Source organism: Chryseobacterium sp. MYb328 (assembly GCF_037572595.1).
In the GTDB taxonomy this organism is placed as follows: Bacteria; Bacteroidota; Bacteroidia; order Flavobacteriales; family Weeksellaceae; genus Chryseobacterium; species Chryseobacterium pennae.
In genome coordinates this window covers 364515-389372 of the sequence record NZ_JBBGZQ010000001.1, presented here as the reverse complement: position 1 = coordinate 389372, position 24858 = coordinate 364515, and the positions used below count along the sequence as shown (strand labels likewise).

Genomic DNA, 24858 nt, shown 5'->3' with positions numbered 1-24858 from the left:
AATTTGCTGTACCTTAAGAATATTGTATTAAATCCAAGATAATACAATGTAAATACAACGTAAATTCATTAATTTTGTATAAAATTTCAGTTCATTTGAAAACTAAAAAACAAGATTATTCGCATCTTTCATCCAGCCAGCCTATCGGTATTTTTGATAGTGGAGTAGGAGGTCTTACTGTTGCTAAGGAAATCAAAAGGCTTTTGCCTAATGAAGATCTTATCTATTTTGGAGATACCAAACACCTTCCTTATGGTGAAAAGTCTAAAGAAGCAATTATAGAATATTCTACAAAGATTACCAATTTTCTGCTGAAGCAAAATTGCAAAGCGATTGTAATAGCATGTAATACGGCTACAGCCAATGCTCTAAATGAAGTGATGCAGTCGGTGGCCGGAAAAGTTCCTGTTATAGACGTTATTAATCCCGTTGCTGAAAAAGTATCTTATGAAATTCATAATAATGTGGGGGTGATTGCTACCAAGGCTACTGTGAACTCAGGGCTGTATAAAAAAAGCATCAGAAAGCATAATAAATGGATCAAAGTAGATGAACTGGCCACTCCTTTACTGGTTCCTGCCATTGAAGAAGGATTTAAAAATCACCCGATCACACATGCTATTATTTACAACTATCTAAGTAATAGTAAACTTAAAAATATTGAAACGCTGATTTTAGGATGTACCCACTATCCACTTTTAATTGATGAAATTAAGCAGTATTATGGAAACAGAGTTCGTGTTATAGATTCTCCCAATATTGTAGCCAATCACCTGAAAATCATTTTGGATAAATATAATCTACTCAATGATAATAATCCCAATCCCAATTATCATTTCTATCTTTCGGATTTGACAAAAAACTTCGAGAAGATTTCGAAGAAGTTCTTTGGGAAAACAATTGATTTAGAATTAAAAGTATTATAGTATATATAGCTATGGTTTCTCTTAAGAAGATAAAGACCAGAAAAATTGCTGAAAATAAAGAGACTGCCGGTAAAATGTATATTACCGGCAGTCCGCTTCTAAAAATATATTAAGTGGCTGTGAAGTTCAAATCGGAAAATATATAAACTCTTATTGTTTAGGTATGATTCCTACTGGGCTTAAAAGAACGAATACCAGAATAGTAAGGATTGCAATAAAAATGCAGGCAGGTTTTAAATATTTCCAATTTTCTACATTGATAGCTCCTGTATCCTGAATGATAAAATTATTTTTTCTAGGATAATATTTACTTGCAATAATCAGTGTTATAATCGTTACAAAAAATGCGACAGCTAAACGATGTAAGAAATGAATATGTATTCCCATCGCATCCAAGCCAAATTTAGAGAATAAGTAAAGTATAGTACCGAATATTAATCCTATTTTAGCTGCTTTTGCAGAAACTTTTGGCAATAATAAACCTGCTATTATAATCGCAAAAATAGGCATGTTGAAAATTGAACTGAATTCTTGGAGTATGATATACAGTCCTTTACCCGCCATACTGATAAATGGAGCGATAATCATAGATACTATTGCCATAATAGTTCCACTTTTTTTTCCAAATTTGACAATTTCAGTTTCACTGGCATCTTGTTTTATATAGCCTTTGTAAATATCAATAGAAAATAATGTAGAAGCACTGTTTAATGCACCGTTAAAAGTACTTAAGATAGCCCCTACAACTATTGCAGCAAAAATACCGATAGCACTAGTCGGGAGTACTGCTTTTACCAATTCGGGATAGGCATAGTCTGGATCATTAAGACTGTTTTTAAAGTAATAAAATGCAATAATACCTGGTACAACAACAATGAAAGGAATGAAAATTTTAAAAAAAGCAGTCAATAATACTCCTTTTTGTCCTTCAGCCAAGTTTTTTGCAGCAAATGCTCTCTGGATAATAGACTGGTTCATGGTCCAATAAAATATCTGGGGAATAAACATTCCTGTAAAAATTACGGAAAATGGGACATCTGAGGTGGATTCTCCTACAGCGTTGAAACGATCGGGAACAGCTTCAAATACTGTATGTATCCCAGTTGTGAAGCTTCCGTCTCCTATTTTATAAAAAGCGAGTATAGGGATCAACGATCCTCCAATGATAAGGCCTATTCCGTTAATAAGGTCTGAAATGGCAACAGCTTTTAAACCTCCTAGAATAGCATATAATGATCCTAAAATACCAATTCCTACTACCATCATGATCATAGCTGTAAATTTATCAATATTTAGATTTTCTGAAACATTGAAAATACTTTCTAAAGAAATAGCTCCTGTGTAGAGTACAATAGGAAGAAGAGTTGTTATATAGAGCAGAAGGAATAATCCGGAACAGATTACCCTAGTCTGTTTATCATAACGAAGTTCTAAAAACTCTGTGATAGTAACCAATCCCATTTTAAGGTATCTCGGAAGAAAGTAAACTGCCATAAGTACTAAAGCTAAAGCAGCTAAAGTTTCCCATGCCATTACTTCCATTCCAAAGGCGTATGCACTTCCGTTAAGTCCGACTAAGTGCTCCGTAGATAAGTTTGTAAGCAACAATGAGGCTGTAATTAAAATAGCACTAAGATTTCGTCCTCCCAAAAAATATCCAATGGAAGAATGTGTCAATTCGGTTTTTCGGGTATACCACCATGAAATGAAAGCTACTCCGGCGGTAAATAACAGAAAAGGGATTAGTATGGTAAACATGATATTAAGATTTAATTGTTAATTTTTTATAGAAAAATCATTTGCTTTTTTTCTAATGATTGGCCGCAGGCATGGGCTAGTATTGAAGCCTGAAGAGCATCATTTGCAGTAGAAGGGAATTCTTTTTTTTCCTTTATTGCTGTGATAAATTCTTTGGCTTCCTCTATATATGACTGTTTATATCTTTCAAGAAAAAAAGGCTCTAAGACACTACTTTGAATATTACTGTCAGAGTAAAATTGAACATTGGTGATTTTTTTGTTTTCTGCGGAAATCATTCCATCATGTCCCAGTACTTCCAGACGTTGATCGTAACCATAGGATGCTTTCCGGCTATTGTCTATATTACAAATGATCCCATTTTTAAACTTCAGAGTAATAAGCGTTGTATCTATATCTTCTGTATAGTTTTTTGAGCCTATGGCAATGACTTCTTCTACCTCACTTCCACTTATAAAGCGTGCCATATCCAGATCATGAATGCTCATGTCGTTATAAATGCCACCAGACTGTCTGCTGTATTCAGCAGAAGGAGGGAAAGGATCTCTACTTGTTATTTTAATAATGACTGGTTTACCAATTTCTTGAAGTCTTTTCTTTACGGTAGCAAAATCTGGATCAAACCGACGATTAAAACCTACCATAAGCCGTAATGAAAGATCAGAGTAGGAATTAATGAGAGTTTCTATCTTACTAAGCTCAGCATCCAGGGGTTTTTCACAGAATACAAATTTATTGTTATCCAATGCTTCCTTCACTTGAGTAAAATGATAAGTAGTAGGAGAACATATCCATACCGCATCAATATCTTTTTGATGCAATAGCAGGCGATAGTCGGTATAAAAATTAGGAATTTGGTATTCTTCTACTGTGTTTTTTATAAGATCTGGTGAAATGTCAGATACAGCCACAACATCAACATCCTTTAATGTTTTTAGCGCAGCAAGATGCACTTGTCCTATTCTTCCAAGCCCTATTATGCCTATTTTTAATTTATTGTTCACTTTATTTATTGTTTCATTTATATTGTTGATTACTGTATCCCATAGTTTTACGGGATATTTATTTTTGCGTTAAAATGTATATGAGAAAATTAGAATGTTCTTGACCAGGTTTTTGGCCAGCGCTCAATAACAACTTTTGTTTGAGTGTAAAATTCAATTCCGTGTCTACCTTGTGCATGAAGATCTCCAAAGAAGGAGTCTTTCCATCCTGAAAATGGAAACTGTGCTACAGGAGCGGCAACTCCTACATTTACTCCTATATTTCCAGCCATAGCTTGACTACGGAATTGACGTGCAGAAAGACCGTCTTGTGTAAAAATACAGGCCATATTTCCATAGCGTCCACTATTGATAAATTGAATGGAATCCTCCATAGATTTAAAGTTAAGTAAAGTCATTACCGGACCGAAGATTTCAGTAGAGATAATTTCTTTATTTAAAGGCACGTTTTCTAAAATGGTTGGATAAAGGAAATTTCCATTTTCAAATCCTGAAACATTTTTGTTAGTTCCATCCACTAAAATATTTGCTCCTTCGGCGACTCCTTTTTGAATAAGGGATTCAATTCTGCTTTTGCTTTCTTTAGAAATTACAGGTCCCATTTCTATATCTTTTTCTAGTCCGTAGCCTACTTTTCTTGATTTTGCGGCTTCTACTAGTGAGTCTTTTATATTTTTATTGTCACCTACTGTAATAATGATTGAAGCGGCCAGACATCGTTGTCCTGCACATCCGTATACTGAATCAGTTATGATTTTTGTAGTCATATCAATGTCAGCATCAGGCATAATAACGATTGGATTTTTTGCTCCTCCTTGTGCTTGTACTCGTTTCCCGTATTTAGCTCCTTCAGAATAAATATATCTGGCAACCTGAGTAGAACCTACAAAACTAATAGCTTTTACATCTGGGTGTTGTAGCAATGCATCTACAGAATCTTTTCCTCCGTGGACAAGACTTAGTAAACCTTTTGGCAGGTCTAAATTTTTGTCAATGAGTTCAAATATATACTGCATGGCAGTAGGAACTTTTTCTGATGGTTTTAGGATAAAGGCATTTCCGGTAGCAATAGCATAAGGGAGAAACCAAAAAGGGATCATTCCAGGAAAGTTAAAAGGAGTAATACAAGCACAAACTCCTAATGGTTGTCTGATCATAAATTCATCAATTCCCGGAGCTATATTTTCTGAAAATTCAGACTGATTAAGAACATAGGTTCCACATGCTACTTCAATATTTTCAATTGCTCTTTGTAGCTCCCCTAAAGACTCAGCATAGGTTTTTCCGCATTCATTAGTAATGAGTTTAGCAATTTCCTCCTTATGATCTTCCAATAAAGTTTTCATTTTAAATAGTGGCTGTACTCTTCTCATTGCAGGAACATCTTTCCACTCTAAATAAGCTTTATGGGCGTGTTCTATTGCTTTATGAACATCTTTTACTGTATCTGGACCATAAGGTACTTGTGCTGTTATTTCCTGATTTGCTGGGTTGTATATTGGGATTTGCTGAGTTGAATTACTCCTTTCCCATTGCCCGTTGATGTAATTTTCTAATGTTTTCATCATTGATTTTATTTGAATAATTAATATTGATTAGGTTTTATATATTGTTTTTGTTTCTGCTTATCTAGCTCATACTGTTTTCTGGCCTCAATGACCTCAGGGAAAACCGATATTTCAGGAACAGGTACCTCCCACCATGAGTAAGCATAGCCCTGAAGCTTTCTATCCCTGATGGTTTCTACGTAAATAACAGTTGATTCCTTATTATTTTTAGCTTTTATAAGGCTTTCCTTAAACTCATCTATATTTTGTGGTCGGAAAACTGTAGCTCCTAGACTTTCTGCATTTTTGGCCAGATCCGTCATAATTGGATCTCCGTCTAACTGACCTGTTTTTTCATTTCTATAATTAAAGTAAGTTCCGAACCCTTCTTCACCAACAGCTTTTGAAAGTCCTCCTATAGAAGCGTATCCGCCATTGTTGATGAGTATTATGGTAATTTTATAACCTTCCTGTAATGTAGTAATCAAGTCAGAAGGCATCATAAGATAGGTAGCATCACCGCACATTACATATATTTCCCTGTCTGGATCTGCCATTTTAGCCCCAAGTCCTCCGGGTATTTCATATCCCATGCAAGAATTTCCATATTCAAGATGAAAACCTTTTGAGCTTTTGGTTCTCCAAAGTTTATGTAGATCTCCTGGCAGAGAACCTGCTGCGCATAGAACAACATCTTTATCATCTATAAAATCATTAAGAGCTCCTATATATTCTGCCTGTACCGGATGATCTGGATTTTCACACTCATATATTTTTGTTACTATTTCATCCCATTCTTTGTGATAATTATGTACGTGTTCTACATAATTTTTTTCTGTACAATAATCTCCAATTACATCCTTTAAGGTCTTGAGAGTTTCTCTTGCATCTCCTTGTAAAGGAACAGCACTATGCTTGAAAACGTCAACTTCTGTAATGTTGATATTGATGAAAGTGACATCTGGATTTTTCCAGGCTGATTTTGAAGCGGACATAAAATCTCCATAACGAGTACCTATTCCAATGACCAGATCTGCCTCTTCTGCAATTTTATTAGCACCTTTGGTTCCTGTTCCTCCTATTGCTCCAAGATTAAGAGGGTGCTCATAATGTAATGAACCTTTCCCCGCATAAGTTTCAACAACTGGAATCCCGAATCGTTCTGCAAATGATTTTAATTCTTCTTCTGCTTCAGAGTAGATGACTCCACCTCCTGCAATAAGCATTGGTCTTTTTGATTTTCTGATAAGGTTTGCAGCGTATTGTAATAATTGGAAGTCAGGTAAAGGCCTCGGAATGTACCAAACTCTTTTTTCAAAAAGTGATATAGGGAAATCATAAGCTTCTGTTTGTACATCGTGAGGAAGAGCCAAGGTAACAGCGCCGGTTTCTGCTGGTGATGTGAGAACCCTCATAGCTTCAAGTAAGGATGAAGTAAGCTGTTCCGGACGTTGGATACGATCCCAATATTTTGAAATGGGTTTGAAGCAGTCATTGACAGAAATATCCTGACTCTGACAGGATTCTAATTGCTGTAATAATGGAGATGCTGAACGGGTTGCAAAAAAATCTCCGGGAAGCAATAATACAGGGAGCCTGTTAATAGTAGCTCCGGCAGCAGCAGTGATCATATTGAGAGCTCCCGGTCCTATGGATGTTGTGCATACAAAAGTTTGCAACCTGTTTTTCATCTTTGCATAAGCTGCAGCAGTATGCACCATGGCTTGTTCATGTCGGGTCTGATAGTATGTAAAGTCTGGATTTTGTTTCAACGCTTCTCCCAATCCTGCAACATTTCCGTGACCAAAAATTCCGAAGCATCCTGCAAAAAACTGTTGCTCCCTATCATCTCTTTTTGTGTATTGATTTTTTAAAAATTCAATGGTAGCCTGGGCTACAGTTAATTTTTTCGTTTTCATAATTTTAGGGGGTTGATAGATTTAAAAGCCTCCTTTGTCCTCAATAAATTGGATAATTTCGTCATATGTGGGAGCATAATTACTGCATCCCTGCTTAGTTACAATCCATGCACCGCAAGCATTGGCAAGGCGGGCAGATTTATAAGTGTCCCAATTTTGCAGATATCCATAGATGAACCCTGAAGCAAATGAATCTCCGGCTCCCAATACATTGACAACTTCTACAGGAAATCCGGGGATGCTTTCTTCTTTGCCATCAGGATAATAAGCTATAACTCCTTTAGCTCCTGTTTTTACTAATAAAAGCTTAACTCCTGAGGATAGTATTTGTTTTATTACGACATTGATATCTCCTTCTATGGTAGGGGAAGAAATAGCACTGTCTTTAATTTTTACCTGATCAGAATCTGTAAGGCCCATGGCTAAAAGTTCTTCTTCTGTTCCGATAACAATATCACAAAGCGGGAGATATTGGCGAAGGGTTACTCCAAATGCTCTTACATCATGCCATAGGTTGGCTCTGAAATCAATATCTAAAAATATTGTTGTTCCTTTAGCTCTGGCTTTTTCAGTAGCATAAATAGCTGCACTTCGGGTAGGTTCTACAGACAATGCAGTACCAGTCATTAAAAAGGATCTGTGTTGTGCAAAATCTATTGTATTTACCATATCAATTGTGATGTAATTATCAGGAGCTTTGTCCCGATAAAATACCAATGGAAATTTATCAGGAGGTACAATACCACAAACTACGGCGGTACTTGTAGTACCTTCAATTGTATTAATAAGAGAAACATCTACTTTTTCCTGTTGCAGCGTATTAATAATAAAACCACCTACAGGGTCATTCCCAATTGCTGTAACAATGCTGGTTTTAAGTCCTAATCTCTGTGCACCCACAGATATATTGACAGGGGAACCGCCAATAGCTGTACTTAGTAATTGGATATCATTAAACTCAGCGCCGATATTTTTGGAATATAAATCTATGCTGGCTCTTCCGAATGTTAATAGGTCAAATTTCATTTTTTACTTTTTATTAATCGTTTATTGATTATTCATAGCGGGAGTTACCAAAGGAAGACGAGGATCCTTTTCCTCCCATGAATCAAAAATCCATTGATAGTCACTGTCGGTTGTATTGGCCAGAGACTGATCTGAACCTGCGAGAAAATTTAAATAATAACAATGGTAACCATGTGCAGCTGCCACAGGATGATATCCTTTTGGAACTAACACAGCATCATTATTTCTAGCCCGTACTATCTCATCTAAGGAATCCTTCTCATCTTTTGTATAAATCTGTTGAATGGCATAAGCTTCAGGCTTCTGAAATTTATAAAAGTAGATTTCTTCCAGTTGAGCTTCCAGCAATTGTCCCTCGTTGTTTACAATTCTTTCGTCATGTTTATGGGCTGGGAATGAGCTCCAGTTTCCGGATGGGGTATATACTTCTCTGCATACAATTCGGGAGCATCCAAATCCTGGTGGGATGAGGTCATTGAATTGTCTGGTGGCATTGCTTCCACCAAAAATTACGGTAGGCGTTTCTTCAGGAGTGATTAGTTGGGGTTCAAAATCACTATCAGCCTTGCACCAGCAATAAGCAATATCTAAGACTTCAGAAGTTGATATCAGCGTAAATTGTGTTTTTCTTGGAAGATAAAGGGTATGTGCTACGCCCTCAAAGACGTTTTTTCTTCCGTTTTTGATTTCCCAATTCCCTCTGTTGCTTTCTACTTTGTAATTGCCAGATAATAATACAATAACCATCTCGTTCCCTCCCGTATCATAGGCCCAGGTTTCGTTTGGGCCCATAAGACGGGTTTCAAAATTTAACCATTTCCAACCTGCGTTTTCAGCAGAAATTGTTTGATAAATTTTTTGTTTTTGAGGTTTTATTAAAATGTTCATTTGTGTTCTTATTAAAGGTTTTTGATCTAAGAGACTAAGTCAGCAATAATGATCGGTTTTTTCTCCTTGAAGGATTTTGTTAATGCGGTAGCCACCAGAGTAGCGTTCGTTGCATTGTTCATCGTAAGCTCGGGTTGTTTGTTTTCTAAGACATGATCAACAAAAGATTGGATCTGTGTTAGAAATGCATCTTGAAATCTGTCAAAGAATGTTTCCATTCCTTCTCTTCGGATACCATATTTATCTGCTATTTGAAGCATGTTTTTAACCGGAGGGTCACCTATTTTCAAATTGCCTTCTGTTGCAAAAATTTCTGTACTGGTGTTGTGTCCGAAAGAGGAAATTCTGGATGCCAGTAATACAGCTATGGTTCCGTTTTGCAGCTCACACATTGCAGCTGTATTGTCTGCATCTCCTGCTAAGCCAAATTCGGGGAATCTATAAGCTCCTCCCAGGGCCCATACTTTTTCAATTCTGGAGCCCAGATACCAATGTGCAAGGTCAATATCATGTACATTATAATCATGAAAGATTCCTCCACCAGTGGTGCAAAATTCAATTTGAAACGGAGCAAAAGTATCTTTGTCTATTGTCTGGGAACGCAAAAGATAAGGAGTCCCTACCAATCCTTCATTGATTTTGAGTTTGGCTTCAGCATAGCTGGAGTCAAACCTTCGGACAAATCCCAGCATAGTAATCCGGTCAGGGTATTGGGCGACGATCTTTTCGACACGTATACAGTCTTCTATATTGAGAGCAAGAGGCTTTTCACAAAAAACATGATACCCGGCTTGTACTGCTTTTATGATTTGGTCTGCATGCTGATCCGTAGATGTTACTATTATTACAGCATCCATATCTGTTTGCTGCTCAAGCATTTGTTCGTAAGAAGTATAGAGATTAGGAACTTGAAAGGCCTCTCTTACATGATCCAATTCTTCTTTTTTGATACTACATGCTGCAATCACATGAGCATTGGGAACCAAATAGGTGAGGTTTTTGACATATTCCTTACCTAGTCTACCAAGTCCGACAATTCCGGTATTCAGTTTTTTCATACAGTGCTTTTCTTTTTTTAGAATTTTAAAATTTCGGTCATAAATTGATACCCTTTTTGAGCATATTCAAAAGGATTAGCATTGGCAGGATCTTGTTCTGCCTCTACTACGATCCATCCTTCATAGCTGCTGTTATGGATGATGTCAGCTAGAGGCTTCATATTAAGGTTACCATCTCCCGGAACTGTATAGATACCCATTTTTACAGCCTTTAAGAAACTGATATTCTCTTTATAAACCTGTTCTTTAATATTCTGTCTTACATCTTTAAAGTGGATGTGTCTGGTTCGTCCAATAAATTTTTTCAGAGCTTCTATTGGATCTTCGTTGGAAAAATCGAAGTGACCACAATCATAATTGAGGCTTACATATTCCTCTTGTGTTTCATTCAGAAGACGTTCTGTTTCTTCGATGGTTTGGACCATTGTCCCCATATGATGATGGTAAGATAGTTTTATACCGAAATCATTCAATGCTATTTTTCCAAGTTCATTTAGACCAGTGGTTAGTTTTTTCCAATCCTCATGGGTTACTTTTTTTCGCTGAGTGACAGGAGTGTTGTATTCTCCCTGAATGGTATTTCCACATTCTGCACCACCTACTACTTTTGTATCAAAATGTTTTAGAAAATTTAGTAGTTCAATAAATCCTTTTTTTACTTCTTCGTAAGGTTTGGATGTGAATTCATAACTAAACCATTGGTTACAGATTGTAAGTCCTCTGATATCGAGATGCCTTTTTAAGACGGAGGGATCTTTGGGATATTTATTTCCTACCTCACAGCCTTTATAGCCTGCCAGTGCCATTTCGCTAACACACTGCTCAAAAGTAATGTCTTTTCCTAGTTCTGGCATGTCGTCATTAGTCCAGCCAATTGGAGCAATTCCTAATTGTATCATAAGTTTTTTATATATAGTTGTGTTTTATTGTTGTTGCCTAATATTTCAAATTTTTTTTCGAATAGTTTTTTTAATTCTTCGGCATATTGAATGCCTGGTTTTAACGGATCCAATTGATCAGGGTAGTTCTGAAAATATTCTCTGAATACTCTTATCCATAATATTCTGAGATCCGTAGCGATATTGAGTTTGCATATACCATAAGGAATAGCTCTTCTTATTTCTTCTTCAGTTATTCCTTTTGCATCTTCTTTTATTTTTCCTCCTGTAGCATTAATTCGTTTTACTTCTTCATTATCTATAGAAGATGCGCCGTGTAAAACAATTGGAAATCCAGGTACTCTTTGCTGAATTTCTTTTAGCAGATCGAAACGAAGACCTTTACCTCCGGAAAATTTATAAGCTCCATGACTTGTACCTACGGCAACAGCAAGGCTGTCACATCCTGCTTCTTTTACAAAATATTCTACATCAGCAGGGTTGGTGTAAAGCGCATTCTCTTCATCTATATTCAAATGATCTTCTACACCGCTTAACACTCCAAGTTCTGCTTCCACAGAAATATTTTTAAGATGAGCCTGAGTTGTAATTAATTTTGTTCGCTCAATATTTTTTTCCAAAGGATCATGAGAAGCATCAATCATTACAGAAGTATACTCTCCTGATGCTATTGCGTCATGAATATGAGACTCATTGCCATGATCCAGGTGTAGAGCAAAAAGAACATTCGGATATAGTTTGGCAGCAGCTTTTACATAATTAAGAAGTATTACGGGATGCATGTATTCTCTGGCTGCAGGAGTTGTCTGAATAATAAAAGGTGCATTCATTCTCTGTGCTGTGCTGAACAAAGCATATACCTGCTCGGGCATAGAAACGTTGATTGCCGGAATACAAAACTTCCCGTAAGCTTCTTTTAAGAGGGTTGCTGAATTAATTTTCATCATTGTTAATTAAGTTGTGTTTCTAATTATATTATAGTTAATTATTTAGCAATTTTGTTTAATAATTTATTAATGTGTTCGAACACGAATTTATATATTTATTTGTAAATAGCCAAATATTTATTAAAAGTTCATTTTAATTTTTGCTTTTTTATTGTTTTTAAGGTGCTTTGAGAAGAGGAAAAAATGAAAAATGTTGCTATATTTGTTACTTATATTAAATCATATATTTTGACAATTAAGGAGATTGCCCGATTGGCTGATGTTTCCCCTGGGACGGTAGATCGTATACTGCATAATAGAGGAGGGGTAGCAGAAAGTACCCAAAAAAGAGTGATAGAAATAATAGAACAGGTTGGAGGATTTAAACCTAATGTTATTGCACGTAATTTGGCACTTAATAAAATATATCATGTAGCGGTTTTGATGCCATTATTTAATGCTGCCAGCCCATTTTGGGAATATCCTAAAAAAGGAGTTCTTAAAGCTATTGAAGAAGTTTCCAGTTACGGAATGAAGGTCTCTATTTCATATTTTGATGAATTTAATGTAGATTCTTATAGTAAAGAATTGGACAAGATCCTCAAGAATAAAAGCCTTGATGGAATTATTATCGCACCTCATTTTGTAAAAGAGACACAAGAAAGGAGTGATATATTGAATAAACTTAATATTCCTTATTTGTTTCTAAATGTTCCTCTGAAAGGATTTAATAATATCTCTTTTGTGGGACAAGACTCATTTGGAAGTGGAAGAGTTGCAGCACAGCTTTTTCATATTGCTCAGAATATTGAAAAACCGCGTGTTTTAATCATAGAAGTTTTAGAAGACTTTAATAATTACTATGGGTTGGATCAGCGTGTGCAAGGTTTTATGAATTTTTTTTCAGAAAATCCTTCTCACGTTAAAGTTGAAAAAGTCAGAATACCCAATAAAAGTATACCGCAGTTTCATGAATCACTGGGCAAGAGTTTGGAAGTCTATAATGATATTGGCGGAATGTTTTTTCCATCTAATATCATTGATAAGGCAGCGCAGTATCTTGAGGCAAATAATATAAAATTGGACCTGATGGTAGGATATGATGTAACCAACGAAAATAAAAAATTTCTAAATAAAGATATTATTACTTTTCTGATTGGTCAGGAACCTTTTCAACAAGGGTATAAAAGTGTTAGGCTTATGTTTGAACATCTTGTTCATGGTGAGGATTTGAATACAGTTTATATGTCACCAATACATATTATAACAAAAGAAAATTTGGAATACCATATGCATTGAAGCATATGATATTCCGGAATCCTAATATGTGGATTTGGCTGAATTTTTATGCTTCGATAATTACTTTTTCAGCTTTCAATCTTGATTTTGGATTAAATTTCGGTTGATTGGCATCCGTGTCCATTTTTTCTCCAATAGCAACAGCGAAAAGCGTTTCATATTGATCATTCTTCAGGATCTCATCATACAGTTCAGGCTCTATCCCTTCCATTGGAGTGGAATCAATTCCCATAGCTGCACAGGCTGAAAGTAGTATGCCCAATGACAGATAGACTTGGTGTCCCAGCCATGATTTTACAAATGTTTCCCCTTTAGGCTTTACTCTGTTTCTGTAATAATTTACAGCACCTTCAGGTAAGTTTTCCTCAATCTGTTTTTCAAAATCTTCAGGATTTTTAAGAACCTGAAAAATAATCAGGTGACTGCAGTCAATTACTTTTTCTTTGTTGATATAAGAAACTTCTGCCAGTTTTGATTTCAACTCACTACGGTTAATAAAGATAAAATTCCATGGCTGACTGTTGATGGAAGAAGGGCTTAAGTTTAGAATTTCTTTCAATTGAGAAATTTGCTCTTCACTGATATTGCCGGTTGGGTTATACTTTTTTACAGTATATCTTGTTTTCATTTTGTCTAAAAAGTTCATAATTTTATACTATCATTTTTATAGTTACAAAATTAATTTAAGTTTCTTAACTTTGCAATAACGGTTAAAAATGATAGTATAAAAATGTATATAATAGATAATAAATCCTACCCTTGCTGTACAAGTGTAACCATGCGGTTTATAGGGGGAAAATGGAAGGCTGTAATTTTACATCATCTTATTAATGGTGCGAAAAGATATAACGAACTGCGAAAAGATATTCCGACAATTACAGAAAGAACATTGAGTCTTCAGCTTAAACAACTGGAGGAAGATAACATCATCGACAGAAAAGTATATACAGAAAAACCTCCTTTGATGGTAGAGTATACTTTAACTGATTTTGGAAGAACGCTGCTGCCTGTCCTGGAAGCGATTACCCAATGGGGAATAGCAGCTCCGGATAATTCAAAAAAAATAATCAAGAACTAAAGTTCCTGATCATCTTCTTTATTTGGGTCAAAAAAACTAAAACTTACGTTTCCGTATTTTCTGGTATCTACTAAATTAGGATGCTCCAGTTTCATACGACTTTGATGTTCTACAATCAGAACTCCGTTTTCTTTCAGGAACTTATTGTTCAGAACTAAAGAAATTAATTCGTAGTATTTTTTCTCTTCCATTTCAAATGGAGCATCAGAAAAAACAATTTCAAAGGATTTCTTATTTCTGAACTTTTTCAGCCAGTCAAATACATCACCCCTCTGTACATTGATCTGAAGAGACATATCAAGCTCTGAAGCGGTAGTGTTTATAAATGCTGTATGTTTTGGATTCATCTCAACTGAGGTGACATCCTGGCATCCTCTGGAAGCAAGTTCGAAGGAAATAGAACCGATTCCTGCAAAAAGATCCAGTACGGAAATCGACTGCATATCGTATTTGTTTTCCAAAATACTGAATAAGGCTTCTTTCGCAAAATCCGTGGTTGGTCTTACGTCAAAGTTCTTGGGAGCGGCAATTTTTTTGGCTTTCCACTTGCCTGATATTATTCTGAACATGTTGTATTAGGGTTTAGGTAATAGATTATAGGTGGCAGGTGATTATGCTTGGGCTTTATCCCTATTTCCTGCAAATTATAACCTAATTGAGTATAAAATTCTTATTAGGAATATTGTCATAAACGATTTTCAGGTTTCTTACAAACTTCTGAAGCTCGGATATAAATGTTTCATTTTCCGTAGTTTCACCATAAGCGTAAAAACTGGTTTCATTGATTCCGAAACCTATTTTGCTTAACGTAAACATGATGAAATAAAGGAAATCAACCTCAGAATTTACATCCAGATTGTTATACAGGATGATCTTCTTATTATCAATGGCAAAAAACTCACACTGATTATGGTAAAGATTGATATGAATCTCTTTATTATTTTTATTGTTGATAGAACTTAAAAACTTTTCCCCGGAAAAATTAAAATGTACTGGTATAGCCAGTTCCTTTATTTTCTTGTAGTAATTTTTTGGAAAAGTATAGTAAAACTGAATATTGAATTTTTTGTTGATAGAAAGCATCAGCTCTTCTTTCTCTCTGTCAGCAGGTGCATTGAATGAGATGAGATCAAACCCTGCATCATGATCCGAAAAACCTTCTGGCATCAGTGTAAAATGATTCAGTGCAGAAATCACCTGGATTTCTTCATAACGCTGTTGGATAAGAACTTCATCCAGTTTATCCTCAATAAGGTTCGCCGGCGTTTCTTCTGTAACGAAATAAGATTTTTCTTCCAGAATGCTTTTGTTTTTAACAATCTGATAGATCAATCCGTCTTTGGTAAAAAGTAAATTAAGTACGTTCATATTTCAATTCCTGCAAATTTAGTGAAATTCTACCATTACCGCACCCGATTGATGGTGAAGTATTTCCTTATTATAAAAATCAACATTAACCAGGCTTTCCAAAACATCCCGAACCATTCTCTGTAAAATGCCATCTCCGATTCCGTGGACGATCTCCAGGCGTTTCAGGTTGTTTTTTCTGCAAAACTCTATCACTTCAATCAGTTTTTCCTTTTGAATAAACAATCTTTCAAAGCTATCATAATCATCAGGATTCTTTACCAAATTATGAAAATGCAGGTCTATAACCAAATGATTTCTCTGATGTTTTTTAGAAATAGTTTTTTTAGGTTCAGCTTTCCTTACTATGCGGATGTTTTCATAAAGATCAGCATTCTTGGGAACCAGTTTTTCATTAGGATATTGATGGGTAAAGCCGTATTGATCTTTAAAAACCACAATATTTCCCTTCACGGAAGTTACCACTCCGCTTAAATCTTCATCCACTACAGAAACTGTATCTCCTATTTTCATTTTGTTAATGATGCTTCGTTTTCAGGCTCTAAATCTAACAGGTTTCAAAAACCTGTTAGGTTTACTCCAGTTTTTTATACTCTGGGCCCTAATTCAATAACCTCTAAATCCTTTATTTCCTCACCATCCACCACAAACCGCATCATAGTTCTCACTTTGTGCCAGCCCTGTTTTCCGCAGGCCCCGGGATTCAGATGCAAAAGATTATTCTTTTGATCGTACATCGCTTTTAAAATGTGGGAATGTCCGGATATAAATAGTCTGGGAGTTTTTTCAGCCATTTCCTTTTTCGTTAATGGAGTATATTTTCCGGGATACCCACCAATGTGAATCATTAAAACTTCCAGTTTTTCACAGAAAAAACGGTTGACTTCCGGAAACTCAGACTGTATTTTGGCGTTATCAATATTTCCATAGACTCCTTTTAAAGGTTTTATTTTTTCCAGCTGTTCAATAACATCCATACTTCCAAAATCTCCGCAGTGCCATACCTCATCAGCCTGAGATGCATATTCCAGGATCCGGTCGTCTATATAAGAATGAGAATCAGAGAGGAGAAGGATTTTTGTCATTATCTAAGGGTTCTTTGAGTAATATTTTCGTCGTATTTTTCTTTAAATACTGCAACACGGTCAGGGTTCAATTCCCCATTCTGATTGATCACTCTTTCTTTGAGCAGCCATTTTATAAGTTTTTCCATTCCTTTTTTGGAGTTCATAAAATTGGCAATTTTTGCTAAATCAGTAGATTCTACCTTGGTTTTTTCTGTTAAAAAGTTCAGGATAAAGTAATCGTCACTTACGTATTTTGGTGTTTCATTATCCATGTATTTGTACATCAATACCTCTTCGTCATCTTTCATAGAAAAGAATGAGTATTGTGTAATATTGATCTTTTCTGCTTTTAGAATCTGTTTCCCATCCAAAAGTACTTTATCATCTTTGATTGAGACTTCCTGAGAAAAATATAAATTACAGCCCATCAGCAATAAGAAGAAGGCGAATAATCTGTTTATTGTCATTTTTACTATTTTAAATTGCAAATATAAAGAAGCTTTGATAAAACGATTCTGATTGAATTTTACGATGTAACAAAGCCAATTAAGTATTAGTAAGAAATATTTTTGGTTCTTCGTATAGAATCAAGTTTCTTTTCAATGTCTGCACTGAAGAGTTTTCTTAGTTTCAATCCGGTTTCGGTAAGTCTTGAGATCACAAAAGTTCCATTCATACTGTTATTCGAAGAAAACATAATGGCAATGGTAGTATCTGAGACTTTTTTCCAGTTTCCCGTATAACGTTCCAGTTTCGAAGCTTTGCCCGGAAAGTCTTGCTTAGTATCATATCCATTGGCTGATTTACTTAGGTTTCCGATGATTTTCCCGTTTTTACTAAATTTTAAACCAGGAATTTTAGCATTAAAAATAGACTGTTTTTCGTAAGTGTAAATATAGTTGTCCAGTGTATTCAGCTTCCAGGTCTGCAAAAGAAAAGGGTCAGATGTTTTATCCTGACTTTTCATAAAACCAACTGCAAAAAATAACAAGAGAAGAATGGAGATTGACTTTTTCATACTTTAAAATAATTACACTTTACTATTGGCAAAATTACGCTTTTCAATAGAAGACTGAAAGTTTTCTATTGAATATAACCTTGTTACAGACACTTAAATTTTCCACAAAGTCTCATATTGAGACATTTTCTGTTTTTCTATTGTTTTTTTGTTTAATTCTTAAATTTATTTTTTTAAGCATATCAAAATTACTCTTTGTTATTAAAAAAAGGGATCGATAAAATGAATGTATTCACTTTTTGGTGTATTAATTAATTTGAGTTATTTATTTCATGTTATTGATAATCAATGTTTTGAATTGTTCATTTTCGGTATTTTAAATAATTCTTTTGCTGGGTGAAAAATATGTATATATTTGTCTTAATTTTTATTTAATCTAAACAAAGATAATGATGAGTGTCGGTTTATACTTATTGGAAAGCAAAAACTGGTATTATTTTGACCTTATACCAAAGTTTGATGAAGAGTTGTCAACGTTCATGAACAGTTGTTCTGAAAGTAAATTCATCCGAATTAATATTACAGGTAAAGATTCTTATCTGATAGTTCCTGTAAAGCATTTTTCTACTACCGGAATTCATCTTTTAGGGGATGAAGTAGGATATAGAGAAAAGAAAATGGGCGAAATCACAAAGATCAGCGCTGAAGAAGCTTACCAGTTTCTGATATTTACAGTTTATGAAGGAAATACTACCGTAGAAAATCCTGAGGATGCTTATATCAAATACTTTTCTGAAGAATTTAACGAGCATTTTGACCAGGGGCATACAACTGTAGAGAATAAAGATTCTGTTAAAGCAGGGACGGTCTTTACATTTTTTGGGTACAATAATAATCTAATGGAATTTATTTCGAAGAATATTCCTTTGGAGACAGCTTACGATAAAAAGGCAGCTATTATCCGTTGGTTTTCAGAATATACCCATTCATTATTAAAGATGGCGGTAGGGAAGTATATTGAAGAAGGGGTCATCTATAACAGCAATATCGAGCATACGTTTATTCAGCAGAATACAGATAAGGTAAAAGTTAGTTTTGATGAGTATATTCCAGGCGGAACTGCCATCAGAAATCAAAAGGCAGAAAACTTTATCAGAACTCATGTAGTATACTATAACCTATATCCGGTTCTCAGACATCTTGCTTATTTAGGATCCATTGAAGAGGAAGTCCTTTATCAGATTATAGATGCTGAAATTGATTCTCTGAAGGAAATATATGGTGAGGCTATGGACTTTATTTACGAAATGATTGAAGCCAGACTTTTTCTTAAACAGGCTTACAGCGTAAATAAAGATATCTGGAAAGAATACATCAGACAACATAATTTTCTTATCAATCCTAAAAGTTATTCCAAAAAGCTTATAAAGCCTGATTATGGGGAAATACTGCATAAAAGATACTTCAATAACGGGACATTAGAAATTACCCTTCGTGCTTTTAATCCGGAAACCGATATGGAGTTTCTTCATGAATGGTCTAATATGGATTATGCTAAAAAATACTGGGAGATGGATGTGGATAAGTGGGAATTTGAGGAAGCTTACATCAAACATATGGGTGTTGATTATTCTCATCCTTACATTGGCCTTCTGAATGGGACTCCTATTTTTACCCTGGAACTGTATTGGGCAGTAAAAGATGAGGTAGGAAAGTACTACCGTTTCAATCCGGGAGATTATGGATTCCATATGCTCATCGCTCCGGCAAAAGAAAAAATTCCACATTTTTCAACGTATGCATTAGCTATGTGCATGGAATATTTCTTCTCTTTCCCACAGCTGACAAGAATGATAGGTGAGGCGTCTGCATCTCATAAAGGAACTCATAATCTTATAACCAAAGTAGGATGCGAATTTAACAGATCGCTGGCTCTTCCTTACAAAACATCCAATCTGACTTTCCTGGACCGTGAAAAATTCTATGAAACAACAGAAGATATTTTTAAGAACTCTGTCCTGAAAATAAATATTACAACATAATACTTGAATACTGAAAAAGATAATTTATGAAATATGATATCATTGGTATAGGAATAGGCCCTTTCAATCTAAGCCTTGCTGCTCTGCTTGAAGAACATGATCTGAAAACCATATTTTTTGACAAAGCTCCCAGATTTGAATGGCACAGTGGTCTGATGATCGAGAGAACAACGCTTCAGGTTCCTTTCCTGGCGGATCTGGTAACAATTGTAAATCCTAAAAGTCCTTTTACATATATCAATTATTTAAGAGAGCAAGGAAAAATTTTCCGTTTCTGTTTTAAGGAGAGTTTTTATGTAACCAGAATGGAATATAACCTTTACTGTAAATGGGTGGCTTCACAAATTGAAAGTCTTAATTTCAGCCATACCGTTACAGAAATAGATTATAATGACACTCATGAATGCTATGAAGTTTCAGTAATTGATCTTATCAATTGTGAAAAGAAAGTGTATCTCACGGATAAAATAGTATTAGGAGTAGGCTCTATTCCTAATGTTCCTAAAATAACAGAAGATTTTTCTAAAGAACATATTTTCCACTCTTCCGAATACTTACACAGAAAACAATATATAAAGAAAGGAAGTACCATTACGGTATTGGGATCAGGACAAAGTGGGGGAGAAGTATTCTTTGATCTTCTTTCAGCCAGACCGGAATTAGACTTAAAGCTGAATTGGGTAACCGCAGCAGACAGATTCTTTCCAATGGAAAATTCAAAATTCACTTATGAATTTACTTCCATGGATTATATTTCCTACTTCAACAGGCTTCCTTTAAATAAAAGAAGAGAAGTAATCAATAAACAGGATATTCTTTATAAAGGGATTAATGATGAGCTGATAAGCACAATTTATGATGAGCTTTATCATCAGCAGATGAAAGAAGAACAGCCACTTCCTGTAAAAATACTGACCAACAGTTTGCTCGAAGAGATGTCGTATGATAAAAGCTATACACTGAATATGAAGCATCTGGAGGAAGAAAAAAACTTTTCTGTAGATACTGATTACCTTATTCTGGCTACAGGTTACAGATATGAAGTTCCCCATTTTTTACAGCCTATTGAAGGTCGTCTGAACAAAAGTCAGAACGATGGCACATTATTATCCTCAGAAGACTATACAGTTGATGTAAATGATAATGAAATATTTATGCAGAACGGTTGTGTAGACTCTCAGGGAATTATTACATCAGATCTTGGCATGGGGCCTTACCGTAATGCCACCATTATCAACAAAGTATTAGGTCACGAATATTATCCATTAGAGAAGAATATTGCTTTCCAGCATTTCGGAGCATTAGAAACCATATAAACTGATAGATGAAGCGTATATTTTTTCTGATTTCCTTACTTTCTTCCTTAGCATTGGCTGCCTGCCCGATCACCATAGCTGTTAAAAACATCAAAAACTATAATCCTGATGAGGTATATGTAGTCATTAACGGTGAAAAGAAAAAGGTTTCAAAACAGGGAACTGTTGATTTTGCTGAGGTATCGGATGGTCCTGTGAAGGTATCTGTATTTTATCATAATAAGACTGTTTATAATGATACATTAAATATCAACTGCCGGTCACGCCAGAATTATGAAATAGAGATTTCAGATGCAAACCGGATTGATGAGGTCTATATCAGAGGTAAAAAGAAACTGGAGAAGCTGAAAGAAACTCCATTGAGTGTCAAAATTGTTGACATGCAGGCTGTAAAAAGCCAGGCCAACAATATTGGAGAGATTCTGAATATGGCAACCGGAGTTAAGCTTCGTACAGAAGGCGGGGTCGGTTCCGGATTTCAAGTGAATCTTGGCGGGCTTCAGGGAAAAGCAGTCAGAATCTTCAGGGATGGAGTGCCGATTGAATTTTACGGTCACAGTTTTAATCCTAATGTTTTATCTCCAAATATGCTGGACCGGGTGGATATTTACAAGGGGGTGATGCCTATATCATTAGCATCGGATGCATTGGGAGGTGGGATTAATTTTATCTCCAAACCTATACAAAAGGACAATCTGGAAATTTCAAATGAAATAGCATCATTCAGTACCTATAAATCTCATCTTAATGCAGTATTTATAGGGAAAAAAGACAGTTTATTCTATATAGGAACACAGGCAAGCTATGTGTTTTCAAAGAACAATTATAAAATTCTCGGCGAAGTTATAGATCCTGAAACAGCTAATCTTAAAAAAGTGGAAGCTAAAAGGTTTCATGATGATACTGAAGCTTCTTATATGGAAGTATACACCGGTGTAAGAAATAAAAGCTGGGCCAATGATTTTAGAGTCGGGTTTATCTATTCTCATTTCTATAAAGAGATTCAAAATGATCTTGAAATGAGAAAACCTTACGGGGAAGCTTTCGCCAAAGAAAATAATGTGACGGGTTACCTTCAGTATAAAAAAATGTTCTTTGACAACCGTCTTAAACTGGACCTGATGACTGCCTTTGCCAGATACAACAATTCCTTTGTGGATATCAGCAGGCGAAGATACAACTGGCTGGGAGAATATACTTTCAGTAATGAAAACAGCGTTGGTGAGATCAATAAAGGAAATGATCTGAAGATGAATTACAATATGTTTCATACAAGGCTCAATGCCGCTTTCCGGATTAATAATAATCACAGCCTGGAATTTGGAAATGTCTATTTCTACCAGAGAAGAAAAGGAAGTGATCCTTATGGAGCTGTCAATGTATACGGAGATGATGTTCTTAAAACACCAGCGATCTACAATAAAAATATTGCTGCTTTGGGATTGGTATCTCATTGGCTCGACCGCAAAGTGGAAACAGTACTTGGGGTGAAGAATTATTTTTTCAGTTCTAAAGGATATACTACGGATAAATATAATTTCACATGGGATTCAGACAGACATAAAAATGCATCCGGTTATATGGCAGGAATCAGTTATAAACCTAAAAACTTTATCCTGAAATTATCCTATGAAAAAGCAGTTCGTCTTCCTGATGAAACAGAAATTTTCGGAGATGGAATTTTAATCAAAGAAAATCTTGATCTGGAGCCGGAAAAAAGCGATAATGTAAACGTTGTTCTGGATTATACTTCATCGAATTATAAGCTGAATACCAGTTTAAATCTCTTCTACAGAAACGTCAAAAACACCATATTCATGATACCTGATAATCCTTATGGAAGGTATCAGAATTATTATGACAACAGAATCCTTGGACTGGAGTATGAGATCAATTATCAGCCAATCAAAAATATTCAGACAGGATTCAATATTACCTATCAGGATATAAGGCTTAAAAACCTTTCCGGTACTGAAAGTATTTGGGAGGATGCCAGACAACCGAATATTCCTTACTTGTTCGGAAATCACTATCTGAGAGTGAATTTTTCAGATATCTTAAAAATGAAAGATAAAGTGGAACTGTATTATAACATTAATTACGTTCATCGTTTCATGCTGTATCCGGTACCAAAAAATCTTGAACCAGGATTATTTTCTAAAGAAACTATAGCTTCCAGTAACCTTTTGGTTCCTAATGATGGCAGAACAGGAATGGTAGATGCAGGAGTAGGAGTTACCTATTTCCTGGCAGATCCTAAACTGGCTATTAATTTTAGTGTTAATAATCTTCTGAATGAAAGACTTTACGATAATTATAATGCACAGAAACCTACAAGATCTTATCATCTGAAACTAACTTATACAATTTTTTAATATTATGATCATGAGAAAATCAAAACCGTTTTCGATAATTTTATCAGCGTTAAGTTTATTGTTGTTTACTCATTGCAGTAGCAACGATGACACTATTGAAGAACAGAAACCACCAACGGCAACAGCTAAAGACAGCTGGGTTATTTATAACAGTACAGCAGGATGGGGTGGGAATATTTACTCATTCTCAGAGTTGCCTCAGGGAGAACTTTCATTAGCTGACAAAAAACCATTCTACCAGATTGCATATTCAGCCGGAGGAAAAGCATTCGGAGAGAATATTTACAGACTTGGTGGTGCAGCCTCTTCAGAAGAAGGTTTCTCTAAACTTACCTCTGATAATGCCGGAAATATTACATCAAAAGGCTTTATTGCTACTCAGAATAATGGCTTTGAACCTAATTATCTCGTGATCAGTGATACAGAAGGTTACTATTGGGACGGCTCAAGAGGGATGCTTAAGATCCAGACCTTTAATCCGGGAACCATGCAGCGTACAGGAGAAATAGATCTTTCTTCATTGGCTCAAACGATTGACCCTGCTGTACTTGAACCGGGAGAAACATCTTATCAGGCTGCAGGACAGCTAATTTTAATCAAGAGAGACGATAAACTGTATCTTGATTTACAAATCGGTAAAAAAGGAACGAACTGGCAGATAAAACCTGTAGTAAAAGAAGTAGCAGTTGCAGTATATAACCTGACTACCAAAAAAGTGGAAAATGTTACCAAATATCCTAATGCTACAAACCTTGGGCTTTTCACTGACCATGTTTTATGGAGTATTGATGAGGTAACCAAAGATATCTATATGGTAGCTACATCAGATATGAAAGCTCAGGAAGCAGCCTATTCATCAAAGATTCTTAGAATAAAGAATGGGCAGACTACCTTTGATGCCGGTTTTGAAATTGATATGAAGAATTTTGTGCAACCAGCAGAGTTTAACAGAATCTTCGCTCATAATAATAAAATTTATACTACCATTCCTTCCACAGGTGCATCGTATTATGCAGGAGGACATGGAGTAAGCTATAGAAACGATATCTGGTTCTGGAACGAAATTGATGTTCAGACAAAGAAGGCGGTAAAACTTGATATTCCTGCGGATAACTTCTACAACTATCAAAACCCGTTCTTGTATAAAAACAGAATCTATTTCATGTCTAATAATAAGGCAGATAATTTCTCAGGTTTAAGTTCTTATGACCCTGTATCTAAAAATACAAAAGTTGAATTTAAACTTAAAGGAAGCGGAAGATTAATGGGAGTGAATGTCATTTCCAAAAAATAATTTCTTTTTTGTTAGTACATTAGGATCATTTGATTTAACGACGGCCGGAAGATTGCGCTTCCGGCTTTTTTGTGGGAGATAGGTAAATAGGCTGGAAGTTATCGTAATCA

General features: G+C 35.4%; 23 protein-coding genes. 7 read left to right on the top strand and 16 right to left on the bottom strand.

Features of this window, described 5'->3' with window-relative positions:
• The first annotated feature begins 95 nt into the window (after positions 1 to 95).
• Positions 96 to 926, top strand: coding sequence for a glutamate racemase (murI, locus tag WH267_RS01915; RefSeq protein ID WP_115971720.1), 831 nt, complete (start codon positions 96 to 98; stop codon positions 924 to 926).
• Positions 927 to 1076: 150 nt separating this feature from the next.
• Here the strand turns inward: murI and WH267_RS01910 are convergent, their stop codons facing one another.
• The 9 genes from WH267_RS01910 to WH267_RS01870 form a co-directional block, all read right to left on the bottom strand.
• Complete coding sequence (locus tag WH267_RS01910; RefSeq protein ID WP_340005147.1) at positions 1077 to 2684, bottom strand: solute:sodium symporter family transporter; 1608 nt, start codon at positions 2682 to 2684, stop codon at positions 1077 to 1079.
• Positions 2685 to 2710: 26 nt separating this feature from the next.
• Positions 2711 to 3688 carry an inositol 2-dehydrogenase gene (gene iolG / locus WH267_RS01905; protein ID WP_340005145.1) on the bottom strand — a complete coding sequence of 326 codons (978 nt, stop codon included), beginning with the start codon at positions 3686 to 3688 and terminating at the stop codon, positions 2711 to 2713.
• 89 nt (positions 3689 to 3777) lie between these two features.
• Positions 3778 to 5256, bottom strand: a complete 1479-nt coding sequence (locus WH267_RS01900; protein ID WP_228455797.1) for a CoA-acylating methylmalonate-semialdehyde dehydrogenase — start codon at positions 5254 to 5256, stop codon at positions 3778 to 3780.
• A gap of 17 nt (positions 5257 to 5273) precedes the next feature.
• Positions 5274 to 7154 (bottom strand): 3D-(3,5/4)-trihydroxycyclohexane-1,2-dione acylhydrolase (decyclizing), encoded by a 1881-nt coding sequence (gene iolD, locus WH267_RS01895; protein WP_340005141.1) that lies wholly within the window; start codon positions 7152 to 7154, stop codon positions 5274 to 5276.
• 21 nt (positions 7155 to 7175) lie between these two features.
• On the bottom strand, positions 7176 to 8180 hold the full coding sequence (gene iolC / locus WH267_RS01890; RefSeq protein ID WP_123321432.1) for a 5-dehydro-2-deoxygluconokinase: 1005 nt from the start codon (positions 8178 to 8180) through the stop codon (positions 7176 to 7178).
• Between the two features lie 21 nt (positions 8181 to 8201).
• Positions 8202 to 9068, bottom strand: a complete 867-nt coding sequence (iolB, locus tag WH267_RS01885; protein ID WP_340005138.1) for a 5-deoxy-glucuronate isomerase — start codon at positions 9066 to 9068, stop codon at positions 8202 to 8204.
• A 26-nt stretch (positions 9069 to 9094) separates the two neighbouring features.
• Positions 9095 to 10126: a Gfo/Idh/MocA family oxidoreductase gene (locus tag WH267_RS01880; RefSeq protein ID WP_340005136.1), complete on the bottom strand. Its 1032-nt coding sequence runs from the start codon at positions 10124 to 10126 to the stop codon at positions 9095 to 9097.
• Positions 10127 to 10143: 17 nt separating this feature from the next.
• A complete protein-coding gene (gene iolE / locus WH267_RS01875; protein ID WP_340005134.1) occupies positions 10144 to 11025 on the bottom strand; it encodes a myo-inosose-2 dehydratase in 882 nt (293 codons plus the stop codon).
• Complete coding sequence (locus WH267_RS01870; protein WP_340005132.1) at positions 11022 to 11972, bottom strand: class II fructose-bisphosphate aldolase; 951 nt, start codon at positions 11970 to 11972, stop codon at positions 11022 to 11024. Before WH267_RS01870 ends, iolE begins: the two co-directional genes overlap by 4 nt.
• A 183-nt stretch (positions 11973 to 12155) precedes the next feature.
• Between WH267_RS01870 and WH267_RS01865 the strand changes: the two genes are divergently transcribed.
• Complete coding sequence (locus tag WH267_RS01865) at positions 12156 to 13250, top strand: LacI family DNA-binding transcriptional regulator (protein ID WP_340005130.1); 1095 nt, start codon at positions 12156 to 12158, stop codon at positions 13248 to 13250.
• Positions 13251 to 13296: 46 nt separating this feature from the next.
• On the opposite strand, the gene WH267_RS01860 is transcribed toward WH267_RS01865, so the two are convergent.
• Positions 13297 to 13896, bottom strand: coding sequence for a nitroreductase family protein (locus WH267_RS01860; RefSeq protein WP_340005128.1), 600 nt, complete (start codon positions 13894 to 13896; stop codon positions 13297 to 13299).
• Between the two features lie 84 nt (positions 13897 to 13980).
• Between WH267_RS01860 and WH267_RS01855 the strand changes: the two genes are divergently transcribed.
• The gene (locus WH267_RS01855; RefSeq protein ID WP_340005126.1) at positions 13981 to 14328 is read left to right on the top strand and encodes a winged helix-turn-helix transcriptional regulator; all 348 of its coding nucleotides are present in this window, start codon (positions 13981 to 13983) and stop codon (positions 14326 to 14328) included.
• On the opposite strand, the gene rsmD is transcribed toward WH267_RS01855, so the two are convergent.
• From rsmD to WH267_RS01825, 6 genes are all read right to left on the bottom strand, one after another.
• Positions 14325 to 14897 carry a 16S rRNA (guanine(966)-N(2))-methyltransferase RsmD gene (gene rsmD, locus WH267_RS01850; protein WP_340005123.1) on the bottom strand — a complete coding sequence of 191 codons (573 nt, stop codon included), beginning with the start codon at positions 14895 to 14897 and terminating at the stop codon, positions 14325 to 14327. The genes WH267_RS01855 and rsmD overlap by 4 nt on opposite strands.
• Positions 14898 to 14979: 82 nt before the next feature.
• On the bottom strand, positions 14980 to 15696 hold the full coding sequence (locus WH267_RS01845; RefSeq protein ID WP_115971733.1) for a DUF3822 family protein: 717 nt from the start codon (positions 15694 to 15696) through the stop codon (positions 14980 to 14982).
• An 18-nt stretch (positions 15697 to 15714) separates the two neighbouring features.
• Positions 15715 to 16209, bottom strand: a complete 495-nt coding sequence (locus WH267_RS01840) for a Smr/MutS family protein (RefSeq protein ID WP_340005120.1) — start codon at positions 16207 to 16209, stop codon at positions 15715 to 15717.
• Between the two features lie 74 nt (positions 16210 to 16283).
• Positions 16284 to 16781 (bottom strand): metallophosphoesterase family protein, encoded by a 498-nt coding sequence (locus tag WH267_RS01835; protein ID WP_340005118.1) that lies wholly within the window; start codon positions 16779 to 16781, stop codon positions 16284 to 16286.
• Positions 16781 to 17230 (bottom strand): hypothetical protein, encoded by a 450-nt coding sequence (locus WH267_RS01830; RefSeq protein ID WP_123321442.1) that lies wholly within the window; start codon positions 17228 to 17230, stop codon positions 16781 to 16783. The genes WH267_RS01835 and WH267_RS01830 overlap by 1 nt, the downstream gene beginning before the upstream one ends.
• 86 nt (positions 17231 to 17316) lie before the next feature.
• Positions 17317 to 17781 (bottom strand): hypothetical protein, encoded by a 465-nt coding sequence (locus tag WH267_RS01825; RefSeq protein WP_340005113.1) that lies wholly within the window; start codon positions 17779 to 17781, stop codon positions 17317 to 17319.
• A gap of 389 nt (positions 17782 to 18170) precedes the next feature.
• On the opposite strand from WH267_RS01825, the gene WH267_RS01820 reads away from it, so the two are divergent.
• The 4 genes from WH267_RS01820 to WH267_RS01805 are packed head-to-tail and all read left to right on the top strand — an operon-like array spanning position 18171 to position 24748.
• Positions 18171 to 19763, top strand: a complete 1593-nt coding sequence (locus WH267_RS01820) for a GNAT family N-acetyltransferase (RefSeq protein WP_340005111.1) — start codon at positions 18171 to 18173, stop codon at positions 19761 to 19763.
• A gap of 26 nt (positions 19764 to 19789) precedes the next feature.
• Complete coding sequence (locus WH267_RS01815; RefSeq protein ID WP_123321445.1) at positions 19790 to 21079, top strand: lysine N(6)-hydroxylase/L-ornithine N(5)-oxygenase family protein; 1290 nt, start codon at positions 19790 to 19792, stop codon at positions 21077 to 21079.
• A gap of 8 nt (positions 21080 to 21087) precedes the next feature.
• The gene (locus WH267_RS01810) at positions 21088 to 23454 is read left to right on the top strand and encodes a TonB-dependent receptor (RefSeq protein WP_340005108.1); all 2367 of its coding nucleotides are present in this window, start codon (positions 21088 to 21090) and stop codon (positions 23452 to 23454) included.
• Between the two features lie 10 nt (positions 23455 to 23464).
• On the top strand, positions 23465 to 24748 hold the full coding sequence (locus WH267_RS01805; RefSeq protein WP_340005106.1) for a hypothetical protein: 1284 nt from the start codon (positions 23465 to 23467) through the stop codon (positions 24746 to 24748).
• The last annotated feature ends 110 nt before the right edge of the window (positions 24749 to 24858 follow it).